Origin of the sequence: Pseudoalteromonas phenolica (assembly GCF_005876835.1) — a bacterium.
In the GTDB taxonomy this organism is placed as follows: domain Bacteria; phylum Pseudomonadota; class Gammaproteobacteria; order Enterobacterales; family Alteromonadaceae; genus Pseudoalteromonas; species Pseudoalteromonas phenolica_B.
Genome location: NZ_PPSW01000025.1, coordinates 39,309 through 57,125, shown reverse-complemented (window position 1 = coordinate 57,125; position 17,817 = coordinate 39,309). Strand labels below are relative to the sequence as shown.

Here is a 17,817-nt window from a genome sequence, read left to right as displayed (position 1 = left end):
TCAAAGCTTCACAGAAACAAAGTTGCTTTTGCCCTGAATTTTATTTATGAAATCTGAATGACTTAGAACAGCATTGCAAGCTTGTTTTTTTCTTTCATCAAGATATTGAAAAATATCTTCAAACTCCCCGCCTATTGTGGGTATTTTTAATTCAGGGAAATAATTCATACCATATAAAATATATCTATAGCTGGTATCAGAAAACATATGTGACGTAGAGTCAGACACATCAAAAAATTCACAGACCTTAGATTTCCACAGCTCTAATCTTTTGGATAATTCGGGACAAAAATCTAAAGTTTTGTGTACATCTCGCCAAAATTCTGTGTCCTTTCTATCTGAAAGCACATAGTGGAGCACGATGAAGTCTTTTAATTCATCATATGTTTTACACATAGTCAGATTAAAGTTATCAATATTACTTTGGCTGTTTCCTGAGAAGTTATTGTGCAAAACAAAAAATCTTGCAGCCAAATATATTAGGTGCAAACCCGTTGACTCTAAAGGCTCAATAAAACCACTTGATAAGCCGACAGAAACACAATTACCAACCCACTGCTGCTTCCTGCGGCCAACTTTCATTTCAATGTGGTTAAATTGAGTACCATCTGGTAAATTAAGGTGGGTTCTAAATTCGTTTTCAGCAGTCTTAGAGTCTATATACCTACTTGAATATACATATCCATTACCTGTTCGGTTCTGTAGATCTATTTTCCAAGCCCAACCTGCATTTAACGCATAAGACTCAGTATAACTTTTAGACGAATAACCCGCTTCATGCGGTGTTTGAACAGTTACAGCTCTATCACAAAACAGCGAGTCTCTATAACTGTGCCAGTTGGAATCGTCATCAACTTGACTAATTAAAAGGCCTCTAAACCCAGTACAGTCTATAAAATAATCTGACTTAAAAGTACCTTTGGTTGTATCTAAGGAGTCAATAATATTACCACTAGAATTTACACTAGAAACATGTGCTTCGATTCGCTCAACCCCTTTTGCACATGCATAATCACGTAAATACTGCCCAAACAACCTTGCATCTAGGTGATAGCTATATGGCACGATAGATTGAAAACTTTTACTGTTCATTACTTTTGGTGTCAGGTTTTTTTGCGCTAAAGCATGGGCAATAGAAACACTTTGATCATAAGGCTTTCTCCGTTCAGATAATAACCATGAAGTTGCTACATCTAACCTTTTTTCTACTTTTTCTTGGTCAAATGGATGCATATAAGTATGAACTTGGCCATCATTACTCGGCGCGCACCAATTTTTGAATAAAATACCTGTCTTAATAGTGGCATTTGTATGTTTCATAAAGTCCATTTCATCAATACCTACTGCTTGAAGAAAGTCCTTTATCGCTGGTACAGTTGCTTCACCTACACCCACAATATCGATATCAGGGCTTTCAATAAGCCTAACTTTTACTGTTTGACCAAATTTGTTATATGCTTGATTAAGTAATACAGCAGTCATCCAACCTGAGGTACCACCACCGACTATTGTGATCGTATTCATACTTCACCTTTTAGAAACTAAAAAGCCCAGCATAGGCTGGGCTTAAAACTACTTGTTATATTAGAAACGGAAGTTTACGCCCGCTTTAATACGTCTTTCGCCTTCGAATGACCATGCTGGATAATTATTCTTCAGCTCATTCTTAATTGTTGATTCTGTCGGAGCAGCACCAAGTTGAATACTATCTTCTTCAAGAATGTTAACAACTTCAAATGTGAAACCTACAGAGTCATTTAATGTGTATGTAGCTGAGAAATCAAGTGTGCCGTAATCGTCATGCATACGGTTACCGTAGAAGCCTGCGCCTTCACGGATCATGTACTCTGAACGCCAGTTATATGCTAAACGTGCACTGTAGTTATCAGCTTCATAATAACCAACTAAGTTAAGAGTATGCTTTGAAGAGTCTGAGAAGTTAGAAACTAAATCAGCATAGTTCTTAGCATCTGCTGTAGCATCAACAAAAGTGTAGTTAGCTACATAACCTAAACCACTCTCAAATGAGTTCTGCCACTGTAGTTCAAAACCGCGGATCTCACCACCAGTAGAGTTTCTCTGAGTACTGATTGTCCAATTATCATTACCAAAGTTATCAACAATACCTAACGACACATTTGGCTCTAAGCCTGCTGTTGTGAAGCTTGAAATATCTTTAATGAAATAAGTAAATGATAATAACGCGCTTGAATCATAATACCACTCTAAGCTTAAATCAGCTTGAGTAGCCTTGAATGGCTTAAGTGCTGGAGAACCCTTAGTTAATACTTCGTTGCCTTCGATGTCATCGTTATAGCCATCTTGTGATTGGCGAGCAAACATATTTGCGTAGTTTGGACGAGCGATAACTTGTGACGCTGAAGTACGAAGAATTAAATCTTCAGTTAGGTCAAATACAATATTAACACTTGGAAGAACGTCGCTGTAATCAGCTTTTTCTGTTGTTAGTGTTGTCTCATAAGCCTGGTAACCTGCTAGAGAACCACCTTCAGCATATAAACCTGCAGCAATACCATCAAAATCTACAGCAAAAAAGTCAGACTCAGCATCTGTGCTAATATAACGTAGACCAAAGTTACCACGAACACCATCAGTTTCGAATTCAGCCATTACGTAAGCAGCAAAGTTATCTTCTTCAACTGTACCGTAACCAGAACGTAATAACTCCCACTCACCTAAACCACTTTTAGCACGCTCAAGTAGTGCATCGTAGTTCGCTTCTGGGAACATAAAGCCTTGAGAAAGTTGAAGCTGGCTATCTAAATATAGCTTGCTTACATCACCAGGAAGTTGGTTAGTAGGAGCTACACGAGGGTTTGGCCAAAAAGTCTTTTCTTCAACAAAGTGGCTTGCATAACTGAAACCTGTTTTGATTGAAGTAATTGCACCAAAGTCTACATAGAACTTGATGTTACCTTGAACAAAATCTTCTTCATCTGTATTTGGTTGGCTTCTAATAGACCAACCTGGTAAGTCTAAATCACCAACAAAATCATCACGAGTCCATGATTTAACTGCAGTATCTACTGCGAAGATTTTACCAGTTGCATCGTAAACACCAGCAAAGTCAGACGCTTCACCGATACCATTACGCTGTGCTGCAGTGAAGTTAGTACCACCTTCAGATTTAGTATTACCGATACGACCATCGATTACAAAACCATCACCAGAGTATTTACCATTTATTTCTAGAGTCTTTGAATTCATTTCTGCATCACGAACCCAAGTTTGACCCCAACTACCGCCTGCAAGTGCATCTAGAGTTGTTTTAACACAATCACCTGTTGCATTAGTAGCTTGACAAGTTGGCATGTTACCAAGAGGGCCATCTACCTCGTTCTCATCAACGCCACCGTTGCTGTATTTGTCACCGTAAGGGATCCAACGAGCAGCATCTGCACCTTGAGAGAAAAGGAATAATGAAGAGTTGATGTTGTCAGCCTGAAGGTCTAATGAAGTATAGTTCAAACCAAACTCCATCTCATCAGTTGGCGCATACTGAAGCGCAACGTTTAGAGCTGTACGCTCACGGTCTTGCTTAAATACAGTTGGCGCTACTGCACCACCCCAGTTTAGAATCGTTTCTGTACCACGACGTTGATATTCAGTGTCCTTACGAGACATCGCAACTAATGCACCAAAGTTTTCGTCGTCATTTTTCCAGCTGTATAGACCTGAAACTTCAGGGTCCCACTGCTCTGAAACAGAACCATGATCGAATTTAACACTACCGAAAACTGTATTTGCGTCTAAGTCTAATGGTTTACGAGAGTTAACGATGATAACACCACCAACACCACCTTCAGGAAGGTCAGCTTGAGAAGACTTGTAAACTTCAATTCCGCCTACCATTTCTGAAGGCATTAATGAATAGTTGAAGCTTCTGTCAATGTCTTGTTGATCATACCAGTTTGTAGAAGCAACAGTATGACCGTTTAATAGAGTACGTGTTAATTGTGCTGAAGCACCACGGATAGAAACTTGCTGACCTTGGCCGAATTGACGACCTACTGAAACGCCTGAGATACGACCTAAAGCTTCACCTACATCACTGTCTGGAAACTTACCGACGTCCTCTGCTGAAACAGCATCAACTACTGATGTTGCAAAACGTTTAGTATTAATCGCAGCTTCTAAAGAGCGACGAATACCACGTACTTCAATTACTTCAACATCTTCTTGAGCCTTGCTGCCTTCATTTGCATATGCAACGCCCGATACGCCAGCAGTCAGTACTAGACCGATGTTGGCAGCGATTAAGCTTTTCTTAAAATTATTAGCTAACACAGGATTCCCCTTGAATCATTTTGTTGGTTTTTTATTCACTTCTGCCCAGTGAAGATGACAGCGTTGTCATCTAATAACAAACCATACACCGTAAATTACAATTTCGCTACATTTTTTTTGTTACACTACTCAAAAAATATTCAACAATAAATGTAAGGCTCTGAAAATATTGTGATTTTACGTATATGAAAGACAATTTGTTACATAAAACAAGCTGAATATAGCACAAAATCTTTGTTTGTGGATAGATAAAAGGGATAAGTCGGACCATTAAACTGAGCCACATAATGTCCTTGTGGATCTCAATTCTAGGTCTACATGAAGAGTTATTTGCTTTGGCAGAAGCATTCAAGGGTGATAATTACTCTCAATGACAGCGCTGTCATTATACATATTTAATTACAATTATGTCTATGTCTATTTCGATTTAATTCAATGTAATCAATTAAAAAATTAAGTTAACTCTTGCAGTGAAATGATAACAGTTTTAAAGCTTGTGTCTTTTTTACTCAGACTCCCTGGTGACTAAAACTCCTAATAATGAACTTAATAAAAATTAAAATGCAAAAAAGTTGACTCTTAAAACAAAAAACGCGCCATTGGGCGCGCTTTTCAGTGATATAGGAATTAATAAACTAAGGTGTCCAAAATACCGTCAAATCTATATTAGGGTGATTTAAAACTGCTCGTAAAGGCACATCATGTTCTGAACCTTCAGCTTTCGCATTTTCATACACCGCTTTTTTCGCATCACCTGAAATGAGTAATACGACTTTACGAGCGTCTGCTATACCGCTAAGCGTTAAGCTCATACGCTCAGTGATGCTCCCTGTCACTTCACTTTCGATAGCATTAATTGCACATACTTTATCAGTACTTTCTAGGCCATTATTTAAGCCATCAGCATGAGGGAATAATGAGGCTGTATGACCATCCGGCCCCATACCTAAAATAGTCACATCTGCTGTTTTTAATTCAGCATAGGCTTTTTCACATTCAGCTTGCCCTGCTACTGCAGTTCCTGCAGAGTTTTTCATTGTGACAAAGTTTGCTTTTGCCGCATGATTTTGTAAGAGCGTTGAATTAATAAAGGCTTCGTTAGACTTTTCATGGGTCGCATCAACCCAGCGCTCATCAACCATAGCAACTGATACTTTTTCCCATGGGAATTCTAAGTTTGCCAGATATTTATAAGCTGGAGCAGGCGATGAACCGCCTGAAACCATAAGCACGGCTTTTCCGTCTTGCTCAATACCTGACGATAATTGCTCTTTTAATAAAGTAGACAAGGCTTCTGTCATCTGCTCTTTTGAATCAAAAAAACGCTCTGTTAACTTAGCCATTATGCGCCCTCTCCTACGTTAAACCATTTATGGTTACACTCTTCTAAAAGCTCATCGGCCGCTTCTGGCCCCCATGAGCCCGCACGGTAAAGTGAAGGTGTGCCCTTTTCTTGCCAACGAGCAATAATTGGGTCAATCCACTTCCATGCACGACGCACTTCTTGTCTATGGATGAACAGTGATGGATTATTGGCCGCAGCATCTAACATCAGACGTTTATAGGCATCTGAGTAGAAACCATTTTCGTACTGGTCGCTTAACTCAATATTTAGTGTAACAGGCTGAAGTTGCATTTCATGCTTGTCTAATTTTTTAGACATCAATGTTAATTGAATGCTTTCTTCTGGTTGAAGGCGGATAACAAGACGGTTTGGCTGTACTGGGCCTACATTATTACCATATACATTGTGCGAGACTGGTTTATATTCAACCACGATTTCGGCACAACGCTGTTTCATGCGCTTACCCGTTCTTAGATAAAAAGGCACACCTGACCAGCGCCAGTTATCGATATGTGCCCGAATAGCCACAAATGTTTCTGTTGTACTTGCGCCTTCTGCAAGCTCTTCTAAGTATCCAGGGACAATTTTTCCACCTAACTCACCTGGAACATATTGGCCGCGTACTACGTTATTATCAACGTCTTCATCAAGTAATGGACGCAGCGCCTCAAGTACTTTTAGCTTCTCAGTACGGATACTTTGTGCATTTAGCTTATGCGGCGATTCCATCGCAACCAAGCAAAGTAGCTGTAACAGGTGGTTTTGAACCATATCACGAAGGGCACCGGCTTTATCATAAAAACCTGCGCGAGATTCTAAACCAACTGTTTCAGAAATACTGATCTGAATATTATCAATAGTTTTAGCATCCCATAGGTTTTCGAACAAAGCATTCGAGAAGCGTAATGCCATTAAGTTCTGTACGGTTTCTTTACCTAAGTAATGGTCAATTCGGAAGATCTGCTCTTCTTTAAAAAACTCCGCAATGCGCGAATTAATTTCTTCAGCAGACTTACCGCAGTAACCAATTGGCTTTTCGACCACGACACGTGACGTTTCTGTGATAAGGCCTTTAGTTGATAAGATCTCACAACATTGACCGTATACGGCAGGAGGAAGTGATAAGTAGAACACGCGAGACTTGTCTTCTGCATCAGAATTTAGAATTTCGTGTAATTCGTCCCAATTATCATCCGCTTCAGTCACGTTGATCACTACAGGGATCAGATAACTTGAAAACGCTTGCCAATCTTTATCATTAAATTCACCGTCAGATAAAAATGACTTAAGTGCCTGATGCGCCGTTTCAATGTATTCTTGTTGTTGTTCTTGGCCACGAACGGTTGGCAAAATACGAGAGCCTTCAGGTAAGTTGCCTTCTTGATAAGCTCTATACATCGCTGGCAATAATTTACGAAGTGCTAAATCACCACCACCGCCAAAAATTACAATATCAAAAGGGTTAAGCATAATTTACTCTCTACATGGTTAGGCGCGACGTTTAGCTCTGGCGCGCTACATACTTGCTTGCTGGGTAGTTTACCAAGCAAGCTTGGTTTGCGGTATTGAATTCGTTTGCATTTTACGGGGGCTGGAATGATGAAAAAGATTAAAATGAGTCTTAGGGGCTCTGTAATTCCTCTCACAAAAATACAGGCCCTAAGAACTCCAGCGCTACCCGTTCAAAGGTATTGTTTTCACTTTGCGTGAAACCGGTGTGCCTCGGATGAGGCGAAATCCATTAACGATTTTGCTTGTAATAAGCAATTAATCCAGCTGTTGAACCATCGTGTTGGTGCTCAACATTTTCTTGTGTTAATTCTGCTTCAATCGCTGATGCTAAACCTTTACCAAGTTCAACACCCCATTGGTCAAAAGAACAAATCTCTAAAATAATGCCTTGGCAGAAAATTTTGTGCTCGTATAAAGCGATTAGTCGACCTACCGCTTTGGCATCAACCACATCTAATATCATAGACGTTGTTGGGCGATTGCCTTGATGAATTTTGTGTGCAATTAATTGCTCAATTTCTGATTCAGATTTGCCTTTTGCAGTTAAGTCTGCGCGAACCTGCTCGGCATCTACCCCTGCCATCATGGCTTCAGTTTGTGCGAAGAAGTTCGACAATAAAATATCGTGATGTTGACCCACATTATGCTGTGGCTTCAATGACGCAATAAAATCAGCTGGTACAATCGTATTACCTTGATGTAAGTACTGATAAAATGCGTGCTGACCATTAATACCTGTCATACCCCAAATAAGCGGAACAGTTGTATATGGCACTTGGATACCATCAAATGACACGTGCTTACCATTGCTCTCCATCTCGCCCTGTTGTAAGTATGCTGGTAACATATGTAGCGATTGGTCATAAGGTAAGATGGCTTGTGCTGTATGGCCTAAGAAGCTGGTATTCCAAACACTTAATAGCGCCATGATCAGCGGGATGTTTTCTGCAAATTTAGCCGTTTTGAAGTGCTCGTCAATTTCGAAAGCGCCTTCCAACACAGCTTCAAACTGCTCGTAACCTAGATAAAGTGCGATAGGTAAACCAATAGCACTCCAAAGAGAGAAGCGGCCACCAACCCAATCCCACATGGTAAATACATTTTCGTCTGCAATACCAAACGCGCGAGTTTTCTCAAGGTTAGTACTTACGGCAACGAAGTGTTTTGCAATATCAACTTCTGTTGCATCAGACTCTAAAAACCAAGCAACTGATGAACGTGCATTGGTCATGGTTTCAGAGGTTGTAAACGTTTTTGAAGAAATCACAAATAACGTAGTTTCAGGGTTTAAGCCAGAGAGTGCTTGATGTAATTGAACTCCATCAACGTTCGAAACATAATGTACATTTAACGTGTCATCTGCGTAAGCTTTTAACGCTTCAGTTGCCATTTGAGGGCCTAAGTTAGAACCACCTACACCAATTGCAACTACATCTTTTACTGACTTGCCTGTAAAGCCTAACCATTCACCTGAACGCACTTTTTCAGTGAATGCTTTAATTTTTTCTAGTTCAGCGTTTACTAATGGCATGACATCTTCGCCATCTACTTCAACCACTGAGTTTGAACGATTTCTTAACGCAGTATGTAACACAGCTCTGTCTTCAGTGATGTTGATTTTTTCACCCGAAAACATTTTTTCACGCCAAGCAGCAATATCGCATTGCTCGGCAAGGTTAATAAGTTGAGCAAATGTTGAATCGTCAATTAACTGTTTAGAGTAATCGAAAAGAATACCTGGGATCTGAGTAGAAAACTTATCAAAGCGTTTTTCATCGTTTGCAAATAACGACTTTAAATGTTGTTGCTTCAAGCTTTCTGCTGATTTCTCAAGTGCTTGCCAGCTACTTAGTTCACTTCGGCAGTTCATAATTCATTCCTCTAAACACGATTGTGCACATACTTAAAAATTGAAAACGGCACTAAAATTACTCGACAGAGTTAACCATAAGTTAAAATGACAACGCTGTCAATTGGCTAATTTCCAATTTTAGAATGTGGATAATACCTGATTATTTTTAAAATGACACCGGTATCAGTCAAATTTTTATTTCCAGATAGGATGCTATTTATTTCCTTTCCTGGTTAAAATAGTTAATCATCATTACCGTTTAATGAAATAAGAGCCCGTTTCGCTCTCTCACGCTGAAGAATAATAAATTATGAAAGTGACTATAAACGACGTTGCCAAACTAGCTGGCGTGTCTATGAAGACCGTATCTCGCGTTATCAACAAAGAACCTTCTGTACGTAAAAAGACTTATGACCTCGTTATGGAAGCTGTAAAGGAATTGAACTATCAACCTAATATCGCAGCGCGAAATCTGGCAGGTACTTCATCATTCGCGGTTGCGCTTGTTTATGACAACCCAAATGCTTATTACGTGATTGATATGCAAAATGGTGTACTTTCTCGTTGCAAGGATGAAGGCTTTGAGTTGGTTATTCACCCTTGCAGTAGTACAGACGACCAAATGCAGGATGAGTTCAAAACTATGATCCAACGCTCTCGTCTTGCAGGTCTTGTACTTACTCCACCACTTTCAGAACAACAAAATATCATCAAGATGCTTGATGAAATGAATATGCCGTATGTTCGCTTACTATCTGGTCGTGAAGAACAAAATGAAGGCAAAAGTAACTGCATATTGGTAAATGACTTTGCAGCCGCATACGAAATTACAGAGCACCTCATTAAACACGGCCACAAGAATATTGCATTTGTGTTAGGTGACAAAGAGCACAAATCAACAACTGAACGACTGGCGGGTTACCAGCAAGCATTAACTGATAACAATATCAGTTTTAATCAGTCGCTGATTTTTGAAGGTCACTATTCTTTCGAGTCGGGTGTTAATGGTGCAAAACATCTGCTAGCTAATAATAACAAGCTTGGTGTAACCGCTATTTTAGGCGGTAATGATGAGGTTGCTGCGGGGGCATTATTTGCTGCTCGTTTGATGAACATTGAAATTCCTGCACAACTGTCTATTTCTGGGTTCGAAGATTCACCCTTCTCTCGCCAGACTTGGCCAAAACTAACCACGGCTCACCAAGCCAATAACGTGATCTCAGAACATGCAGCACGTTTACTGTTTAGTAAAGCTCGCAGCAGCCGTAAGCAAGAAAAAGACATCATTACAAACTTTACACCGTCTATAGTAGTACGGGAAAGCACAGGGCCCGCGCCTGTATAAAAGATATAAACAAAAAAAGCGCCAGTTGGCGCTTTTTTATGTTTTAAATATATTACTGCTTATAACTTGCAAAGAAACGCTGCATTTTGTCCATCGCAGGTATCAATTCATCTTTGTGAGGCAGGAAAACCAATCTGAAGTGGTCTGGCTTATGCCAATTAAATGCCCTTCCATGTACAAGCAAAATCTTCTCTTGTTTTAAAAGGTCCAGCATCATTTTTTCATCGTTAGTGACGTTAAACTTTTCTACATCAATTTTCGCAAAAGCGTAGAGTGCGCCTTTAGGTTTCACGCAACTGATCCCATCAATGGCGTTAAGCCCTTCGTATGCAATGTTTCTTTGCTCGTATAAACGCCCGCCAGGTTCGATTAAATTGTCAATAGATTGCACCCCACCAAGGGCTTGTTGAATGGCAAACTGCGCTGGTACGTTGGCACATAAACGCATCGAAGCTAGTATATCTAAACCGGTAATAAGGTCACTCATCGCCTCTATATTTCCGCTTAAGATCATCCAGCCCATTCTTAAGCCAGCAGCGCGATAAGTTTTCGCCAAGCCGTTAAAAGTAATAACAGGCAGGTCATCACATAACGCAGCAATAGAGAAGTGCTCTACTCCATCGTAAAGTATTTTTTCGTAGATCTCATCGCTTAAAATAAGCAGATTATACTCACGTGCAACCTTAACCAACTCCTCTAATAGTGCTTTATCGTAAACCGCGCCTGTCGGGTTATTTGGATTGATTAACACCAGTGCTTTAGTTTTATCTGTGATTTTAGCGCGAATATCAGCAATGTCTGGGAACCAGTCTTGCTCTTCATCACACATGTAATGCACTGGCTTACCACCCGATAACTTCACAGACGCAGTCCAAAGCGGATAATCCGGGGCTGGAATAAGTACTTCGTCTCCCGAATTTAACAGCGCTTGTGTGGTCATCTGTATAAGCTCGCTCACCCCATTACCAATGTAAATGTTATCTACACTAATATGTGGTAATTGCTTTTGCTGATAATGTTGATAAACAGCGACTCGAGCAGAATAAAGCCCTTTTGAATCACAATAGCCTTGTGCGGCATAAAGATTTCGAATGATATCTCTGTGCATATCTTCTGGCATATCAAAACCAAAAGAGGCTGGATTGCCTACATTTAGCTTTAGAACCTTGAGACCATCGTCTTCCATCTGCTTTGCTTGTTGCAAAACAGGGCCACGAATGTCATAGCAGACGCCATGTAATTTATTGCTTTTAGTAATTTTTGACATACTTCCCCCCAATAGATCCAGCATAGCCTAAAGCACACGGCAAAAACCAGAGGGAAATAAGATAAATGAAATGAATTTTATTCTAGCTGCAATTTACTTCTAACCATTGTAATAATTGCGCTTTTGAGCCTGATACTTGAGCTGATAGACGCGCCATATTGTCGTCCATATCATCAAGGTCATCTTGTATTAACCCTTGCTCAATCGCACGCGCTAAATTACTTAGGCTTGTTGCACCAAATTGCGCTGCATTTGACTTCAAACTATGGGCGTGACGAATGGCTTCTTGTTTATCATTGTTTAGTGCCATTCTTAATTCATTTTCGAGCCTTTCGAACTCGCTACAGCAAAACACCACCGTATCAGCAAATTGCTCTCCAAGCAGAGCCTGCATCCCAGCCAGCGCATCTTCATTGATTGTTACATTCATAACTGCTCTCTTTCGTTATATCTTTCAATAATGTAGTAAAATACCAGCATGTTGGCAAAAGATAATCTTCAATATGATAAAATCAGCTTAGGTTACGAGCTTGAAAACGAAAATGAAACGATCAAACTGTACAAAATGTCATTATCCTGTAACAACGTGTGTCTGTGAATATGTCACTAAAAAAGTAAAAAATCGCACCAAGATTGTCATCTTGCAGCACCCTGACGAAGTGAACCTGGCTAAAAATACCGTCCGTCTTTTGCAGCTACAATTAAGCGATATACAAGTTGTTATTGGTGAAACCGAGCGTGACTTCTCATCAGTTCTCAATGATCTTCCTAAAGAAAGCACTGCTCTTTTATATCCAGGCAAAGAGTCTATTGATGTACATGACTGCTCTGCACTTGCTCCAAAGCTTACGCATTTGATGGTTATTGATGGTACTTGGAAGAAAACCAATAAAATTTTTGCTTTAAACCCTTGGCTTCAGTCATTACAAAAAATCAGCTTTTCATCGATACCAGAGAACCAATACCGTATCCGTAAAGCAGAGCAAGCTTATAGCCTCTCAACTTTAGAAGCGGTTGGGCACTTTATTCATGTTGTTGACGGCTGTGATAATCAACCTTTATTGCATCTACTTAATGGCATGATTGAACAACAAACCAAGTTTATGCCCGAACATGTTAAAGCAAGGTACTTTGAAGATTAACTATGGCTAGGCTAACGAGTGACTTTTATAGAAAGGGGCCAGATTATCGTTTTGGTGACCAAATTTTATTTGAAGATATTAAACGTACTTTTGGCTTTAAAACCATCACGGTCGGCGCTTGGGTGACGAAAGAAGAGCGTTTTATCGCTGCTAATTTAATTTACGACAGTCTCGCTGATTTAACACAAATACTGAATATACCTCCTGAAGTCATTGGTTTAAGAAAAACACTCAGTTTAAGTTTTGGCTCAGGTGGACAAAAAGGTGTGCAAGCTCATTATGACAGCAATGGAAAAATACTCGCTTTAGCTAAAAATGCTGGCGCTGGGGCACTAGCGCATGAATGGTGGCATGCTTTTGATCATTACATCTGTAAATTCTTATACCCAAACAGCCAATATTTTGATTTTGCCTCAGTGAAATGGCTTACTGAAGCGTCTTATCACCCTCACCCACTGAATGATGAACTCTCAAACTTTTACAAACACTGCTTTTTAGATGAAACGGGTCAGCAAGAAAGCACCTTCTTCAAAGAGTCGATTATGCTCGATAAAACCTATCAACAAAATTATTTCAGCCGTCCGCAAGAAATGACAGCCCGGGCGTTTGAGTCCTGTATTGGTCACCATACTGAAATTAAAAACCACTTCTTAGTGTCTGGCGTCAAAAAAAGTAAGCTCGCCCAACAAGGTGGCTTTCCCGATAAAACACTTAGAGAGCAGTTAGAAACTAGTATTTATCGTTATTTTAACGCACTAGGAGCTGCTTTACATCGATAGCTAAATTAGCTTGGCTCAACCACTGCATATAATCTTCAAACTTAATGGGTTTCGAAATAAAATAACCTTGTGCTATGTCACACCCATAATGCATCAGCTTATTATAACTTGCTAAGTTCTCGACACCTTCTGCAACAACCATTGACCCTAGACTTCTCGCCATATCACAAGTCGTCTTACAGATTGTTTGATTTTTACTCGAAGTTTCAATATCCATGACAAATTGTTTATCTACTTTTAGTTCATCAAAACCAAGTTCACTTAAGTATGCGAGTGAAGAGTAACCCGTACCATAATCATCAATCGCAATTTTTACCCCTAAATGACGATAATCTTCGATGGTTTCTTTTAGTTTACCTTTACCTGCAATCGCAACAGATTCTGTGATTTCCAAAATGATTTGCGAGGAGTCTAATGAAAGCTCGTTTAGCTGAGTAATCAGTTGCACTATCAACTCTTTTCTTGATAAGTCCTTACCAGAAATATTCAAAGAAAGCATGTGGTTTGGATATAGCTCAACAATTTCTTTCTGATAACTTAACCCCTGTGTAATAACCCACTCAGTTAAGGCATTAATTTGCCCTGAAGCTTCAGCTATGGGTATGAACTCATCGGGCGCAACAAAACCTAGATCCGGATGATGCCAGCGTAACAAACCCTCAGCACCATATACTTGGCCGGTGCAAAGCAATACTTGTGGCTGTAAGAACAGTGACAACTCATTGTTTTGTATCGCATGCTGAAGCGATGCCGATAGCTTTAATCGCCTTTCAGCCATAGCCGCTATACTCGGATCATAAATATGCCAATTGACCCCAAATGAATGGTTATCTGCCAAAGCTAATAAACTTCTTTGCACTAATAGTTCAGCGTTAATGGCATGAGTCGGGTAATGTGCAACTCCGACTTTGATTTGATCTGAAAGTTGAAACCCTTTGTGCTCAATCCCTTCTTCAAACACACCCGCAACAACGCAAACATATTGTTCGATTTGATTCAGTGAGAGATCACCAATCAACACGAGTGCAAAAGTGCCATCAGAGAGTTTATAAATTTGATGTGATTGCTGATCGCTTTCACTTTCACTTTCACTTTCAAGGTAAGGATTAATTTGTGACTTAAGCTCTTTAAACAAAACCCTTAAACGCTTATTTGCATACTCCACACCGAAGCTTAACTTTATTTGATCGGACATCATGGGGCGAAACGCTAAAACTGTGTGGTTCTTCTTATTCGCAACTAAAGTATCCAGGAATTGCTGAAGCGCTTGACGATTTGCCAAGCCTGTATCTTTATCATGTAAGCTATAAAATAAAAATGAATCCTGCTTTTTCTTATCAAGTAAATAAATGGCGACGCAAATAAGAATGACATGAACAAAAACTAACACTCTGACAGGCCAAACTAAATCACTTTGAGCAATAGCCCCTGATTCAAGACCTAATCGACCTATTTCAATGAGTAATGCTGGTAACCAAGCGATAAACATCAACTTTATCAGAGGTCGATGACTTACAAATGCAAAATAATAAATCGTCAGCATGCAGGTTATTAAAGCTGTAAAGCTCACAACTTGTGCAGCGGTTGAAATAGATGATTGAAAAATTAAAACAAAACAGGCTGCCGCTAATAGAAACCGCGCAGTTGTCTGAACCACTCTGTAGGCTCTTTTGTAATGCTGCTTTAATGCAAAAAACTTAGCATTAAACATGATACAAGCAGCGGCACTAAAAAATAACCAAGAAGCGGTTAAAGATGACACATAATCGGCAGCTAAGTCAGGGAGATAAAAATAAATGACCCCTGTGATCACGCTATATTGCAATGCAATAAAGGTGAAATAGCCGCCTAAATATGCAAGGTACTTATATTTGCTCGTTGCAGCCATTAAGAACATAAATAAGCCAACAAAATAGAGTAAGCCAAGTTCAGTACCGTACCAGAACTGACGTGTTTGTTTTAAATTATCAAACTCTTCCGCAGTGGAAAGCTTCAAACTCAGTTGTTTGTTATCTGGATTATCCGCCTCAATATAAATAGCTACATCGCTATTTTGCGAAGTTAGCCTTATATGCGGAAAGATCTTATTTTCTGGTGCACTATTACTAAGACGAGAGAAAACCGATTTACTGATTAATTTTCCGGATTGAACCCAGTAGAAAGAAAGTTGACCTTTTGGTAGTTGGTCGGTGTGAAGCACCCAATGAAAACTGTCAGTATATGACATTAAATTAGGCTCTATCTTGAACCAGTGTTTTCTTCCTGAAAGGATAGATAAAGTGTTAGTACTTTCAGCTGTAAAGCGAGCATCGTCTTGAATGACGTCTAAAATAGAAATCTGAGAGTTGGGGACTTCTTCAAGATAGAAGACATCTAACTCCTTTGCACTTACCTCTGAAAAAACAAGTAGCAAAATGATTGCTAAAACTCTCAAAGCCCAAACCGACATACCATCTCCTTGAATACAAGCTTGCCGCCTAAGATGTAATTATGTCGGTTTTTTTGGGATCTGCCAGATTAAAAGTGTAAATAAATTTAATCTTTTATACTGATTTAATTATTACAATTATCGTCGCTAATACGGCTAGCTACCGCACTATTCTGGCCTTTATATTTCGCATCTTTACGGGCGTTATAAGGCTGCTCAGCTGGGCTTGTCATAGTTTCAAAACTTAACGCACCAATTTTCATTTTTGGACGTAAAGCTAATGGTAACTTGCCCGAGTTGTAAAACTCTAACACAATGTTGCCTGACCAGCCTGGGTCAATTCTGTGTGCTGTAACATGCACCATTAACCCCAAGCGAGCTAGTGAAGAACGACCATCTAACCAACCTACTAAATCCGCAGGTAAAGTCACTGATTCATAGGTCATTGCCAGAGCAAGTTGACCCGGGTGTAAAAAGAATTGCTCATCTTCACCCAATTCAATTTCATCGCTCATGATTGATTCCATTGCGTCGTTCAGTTTGTCTTTTGGACCACTTAAATCGATATATGGTGCACCATGATCTTGGAATACACGAAACTTATTACCTAAACGCAAGTCAAGGGTGATCCCTGAGATCATGTCATCACTTGGAGAAGGCTCAATAATAATTTTTTGATCTGCAATGGCTTGTTTAATATGGGTATCAGATAATCTCATTTCTTAGTCGTCCGTCATCACAATCTCAACCTGTGAGTCTGTGCTTGATTGGTAATGCAGCATGCTTGCGATAAGTTGACTGCATGCTGTGTAATGTTCTGTTGCCTTAATAGGCTGTTTTGCAATATTAAGACCTTGCTCAGAGTGCGTTCTTATCTCAATATCTAAAGGAATTTCGGCCAATAATGGTACACCATGGTGGCTCGCCAAACGCTCGCCCCCTTGCTGACCAAATACATGGTTTTTGCCGCCACAATGGCCACAAATGTAGTGGCTCATATTTTCAATCAGACCCAGTATAGGTAAATTCACTTGATTGAACATCGCGATGCCTTTTTGCGCATCGGCAAGAGCTAAATCTTGCGGCGTGGTGATTATCACCGAACCACTGGCTGGCACTTTTTGTGTCATGGTGAGCTGTATGTCACCCGTGCCTGGCGGCATATCAACAAATAAATAATCCAGCTCGCCCCAGTCTGTTTCGTTCAATAATTGATTGAGCGCTTGAGACGCCATAGGGCCTCGCCATACTGTGGCATCTTCTGCTGGTACTAAAAAACCAATAGACTGCATTTTTATGCCATCTTTGATTATTGGCTGTAGCGTTTTATTGTCTTTTGTTGTTGGTTTTTCGTCTTCTAAAGCAAACAAAGAAGGAATAGACGGGCCATAGATATCAGCATCCAAGATGCCGACCTTAGCACCTTGTGCAGCCATCGCATAAGCAAGGTTTACCGCAGAAGTCGACTTACCTACTCCACCTTTACCCGATGCCACTAATACAATGTGTTTTATTTGTTTGAATTTATCCTTCGCAGTTAATGCAATTTCGGCACTTAGCCTGATTTTGGTCTGTGTTTTCTCAAGCAGTTCAGCTTCAATGTCCAATAATGCATTTTTTGCTGCAAAGGGTAAGTTTAACTTTACCTCAAACCCTTCATTAACTTTATCTACTTTTCCGACCCACTCACTCGCAATACCAAAAGGAAATACCGCACTTTTATACTGAGATAATGCGGTCAAAATCGCCGTTTTTTCGGGGTTAAGTTTGCCAAACAGTTTATTAAGTCCAAACATAAAAATAAAACGTGCTCGAATGATGAAAAAGACCTCGGAATTA

General features: G+C 39.8%; 13 protein-coding genes. 3 read left to right on the top strand and 10 right to left on the bottom strand.

All coding sequences use genetic code 11. The features are described from left to right. From C1E24_RS15165 to pgi, 5 genes are all read right to left on the bottom strand, one after another. Positions 1-1,524 (bottom strand): tryptophan halogenase family protein, encoded by a 1,524-nt coding sequence (locus tag C1E24_RS15165; RefSeq protein WP_138482865.1) that lies wholly within the window; start codon positions 1,522-1,524, stop codon positions 1-3. Between the two features lie 60 nt (positions 1,525-1,584). Then, the gene (locus C1E24_RS15160) at positions 1,585-4,308 is read right to left on the bottom strand and encodes a TonB-dependent receptor (RefSeq protein WP_138482862.1); all 2,724 of its coding nucleotides are present in this window, start codon (positions 4,306-4,308) and stop codon (positions 1,585-1,587) included. 635 nt (positions 4,309-4,943) lie between these two features. Then, positions 4,944-5,651, bottom strand: a complete 708-nt coding sequence (gene pgl / locus C1E24_RS15155; protein ID WP_138482860.1) for a 6-phosphogluconolactonase — start codon at positions 5,649-5,651, stop codon at positions 4,944-4,946. Continuing rightward, entirely contained in the window at positions 5,651-7,123 is a 1,473-nt protein-coding gene (zwf, locus tag C1E24_RS15150; RefSeq protein WP_138482858.1) for a glucose-6-phosphate dehydrogenase, read from the bottom strand. Before zwf ends, pgl begins: the two co-directional genes overlap by 1 nt. A gap of 271 nt (positions 7,124-7,394) precedes the next feature. After that, on the bottom strand, positions 7,395-9,035 hold the full coding sequence (gene pgi / locus C1E24_RS15145) for a glucose-6-phosphate isomerase (protein WP_138482856.1): 1,641 nt from the start codon (positions 9,033-9,035) through the stop codon (positions 7,395-7,397). A 292-nt stretch (positions 9,036-9,327) separates the two neighbouring features. Between pgi and C1E24_RS15140 the strand changes: the two genes are divergently transcribed. Further along, positions 9,328-10,362: a LacI family DNA-binding transcriptional regulator gene (locus C1E24_RS15140; protein WP_138482854.1), complete on the top strand. Its 1,035-nt coding sequence runs from the start codon at positions 9,328-9,330 to the stop codon at positions 10,360-10,362. 52 nt (positions 10,363-10,414) lie between these two features. Here the strand turns inward: C1E24_RS15140 and C1E24_RS15135 are convergent, their stop codons facing one another. Continuing rightward, positions 10,415-11,629 (bottom strand): pyridoxal phosphate-dependent aminotransferase, encoded by a 1,215-nt coding sequence (locus C1E24_RS15135; protein ID WP_138482852.1) that lies wholly within the window; start codon positions 11,627-11,629, stop codon positions 10,415-10,417. An 82-nt stretch (positions 11,630-11,711) separates the two neighbouring features. Further along, a complete protein-coding gene (locus C1E24_RS15130) occupies positions 11,712-12,059 on the bottom strand; it encodes an Hpt domain-containing protein (RefSeq protein WP_138482850.1) in 348 nt (115 codons plus the stop codon). Between the two features lie 112 nt (positions 12,060-12,171). On the opposite strand from C1E24_RS15130, the gene C1E24_RS15125 reads away from it, so the two are divergent. After that, the gene (locus C1E24_RS15125; RefSeq protein ID WP_138482848.1) at positions 12,172-12,771 is read left to right on the top strand and encodes a tRNA-uridine aminocarboxypropyltransferase; all 600 of its coding nucleotides are present in this window, start codon (positions 12,172-12,174) and stop codon (positions 12,769-12,771) included. Between the two features lie 2 nt (positions 12,772-12,773). Further along, on the top strand, positions 12,774-13,550 hold the full coding sequence (locus tag C1E24_RS15120) for a CLCA_X family protein (RefSeq protein ID WP_138482846.1): 777 nt from the start codon (positions 12,774-12,776) through the stop codon (positions 13,548-13,550). Here C1E24_RS15120 and C1E24_RS15115 read toward each other — a convergent pair. From C1E24_RS15115 to apbC, 3 genes are all read right to left on the bottom strand, one after another. After that, entirely contained in the window at positions 13,519-15,999 is a 2,481-nt protein-coding gene (locus C1E24_RS15115) for an EAL domain-containing protein (protein ID WP_138482844.1), read from the bottom strand. The two genes, C1E24_RS15120 and C1E24_RS15115, sit on opposite strands and share 32 nt — an antisense overlap. A 104-nt stretch (positions 16,000-16,103) precedes the next feature. Beyond that, positions 16,104-16,697 (bottom strand): dCTP deaminase, encoded by a 594-nt coding sequence (gene dcd, locus C1E24_RS15110; protein ID WP_138482842.1) that lies wholly within the window; start codon positions 16,695-16,697, stop codon positions 16,104-16,106. A gap of 3 nt (positions 16,698-16,700) precedes the next feature. Further along, positions 16,701-17,774, bottom strand: a complete 1,074-nt coding sequence (gene apbC, locus C1E24_RS15105; protein ID WP_138483038.1) for an iron-sulfur cluster carrier protein ApbC — start codon at positions 17,772-17,774, stop codon at positions 16,701-16,703. Between the last annotated feature and the right edge of the window lie 43 nt (positions 17,775-17,817).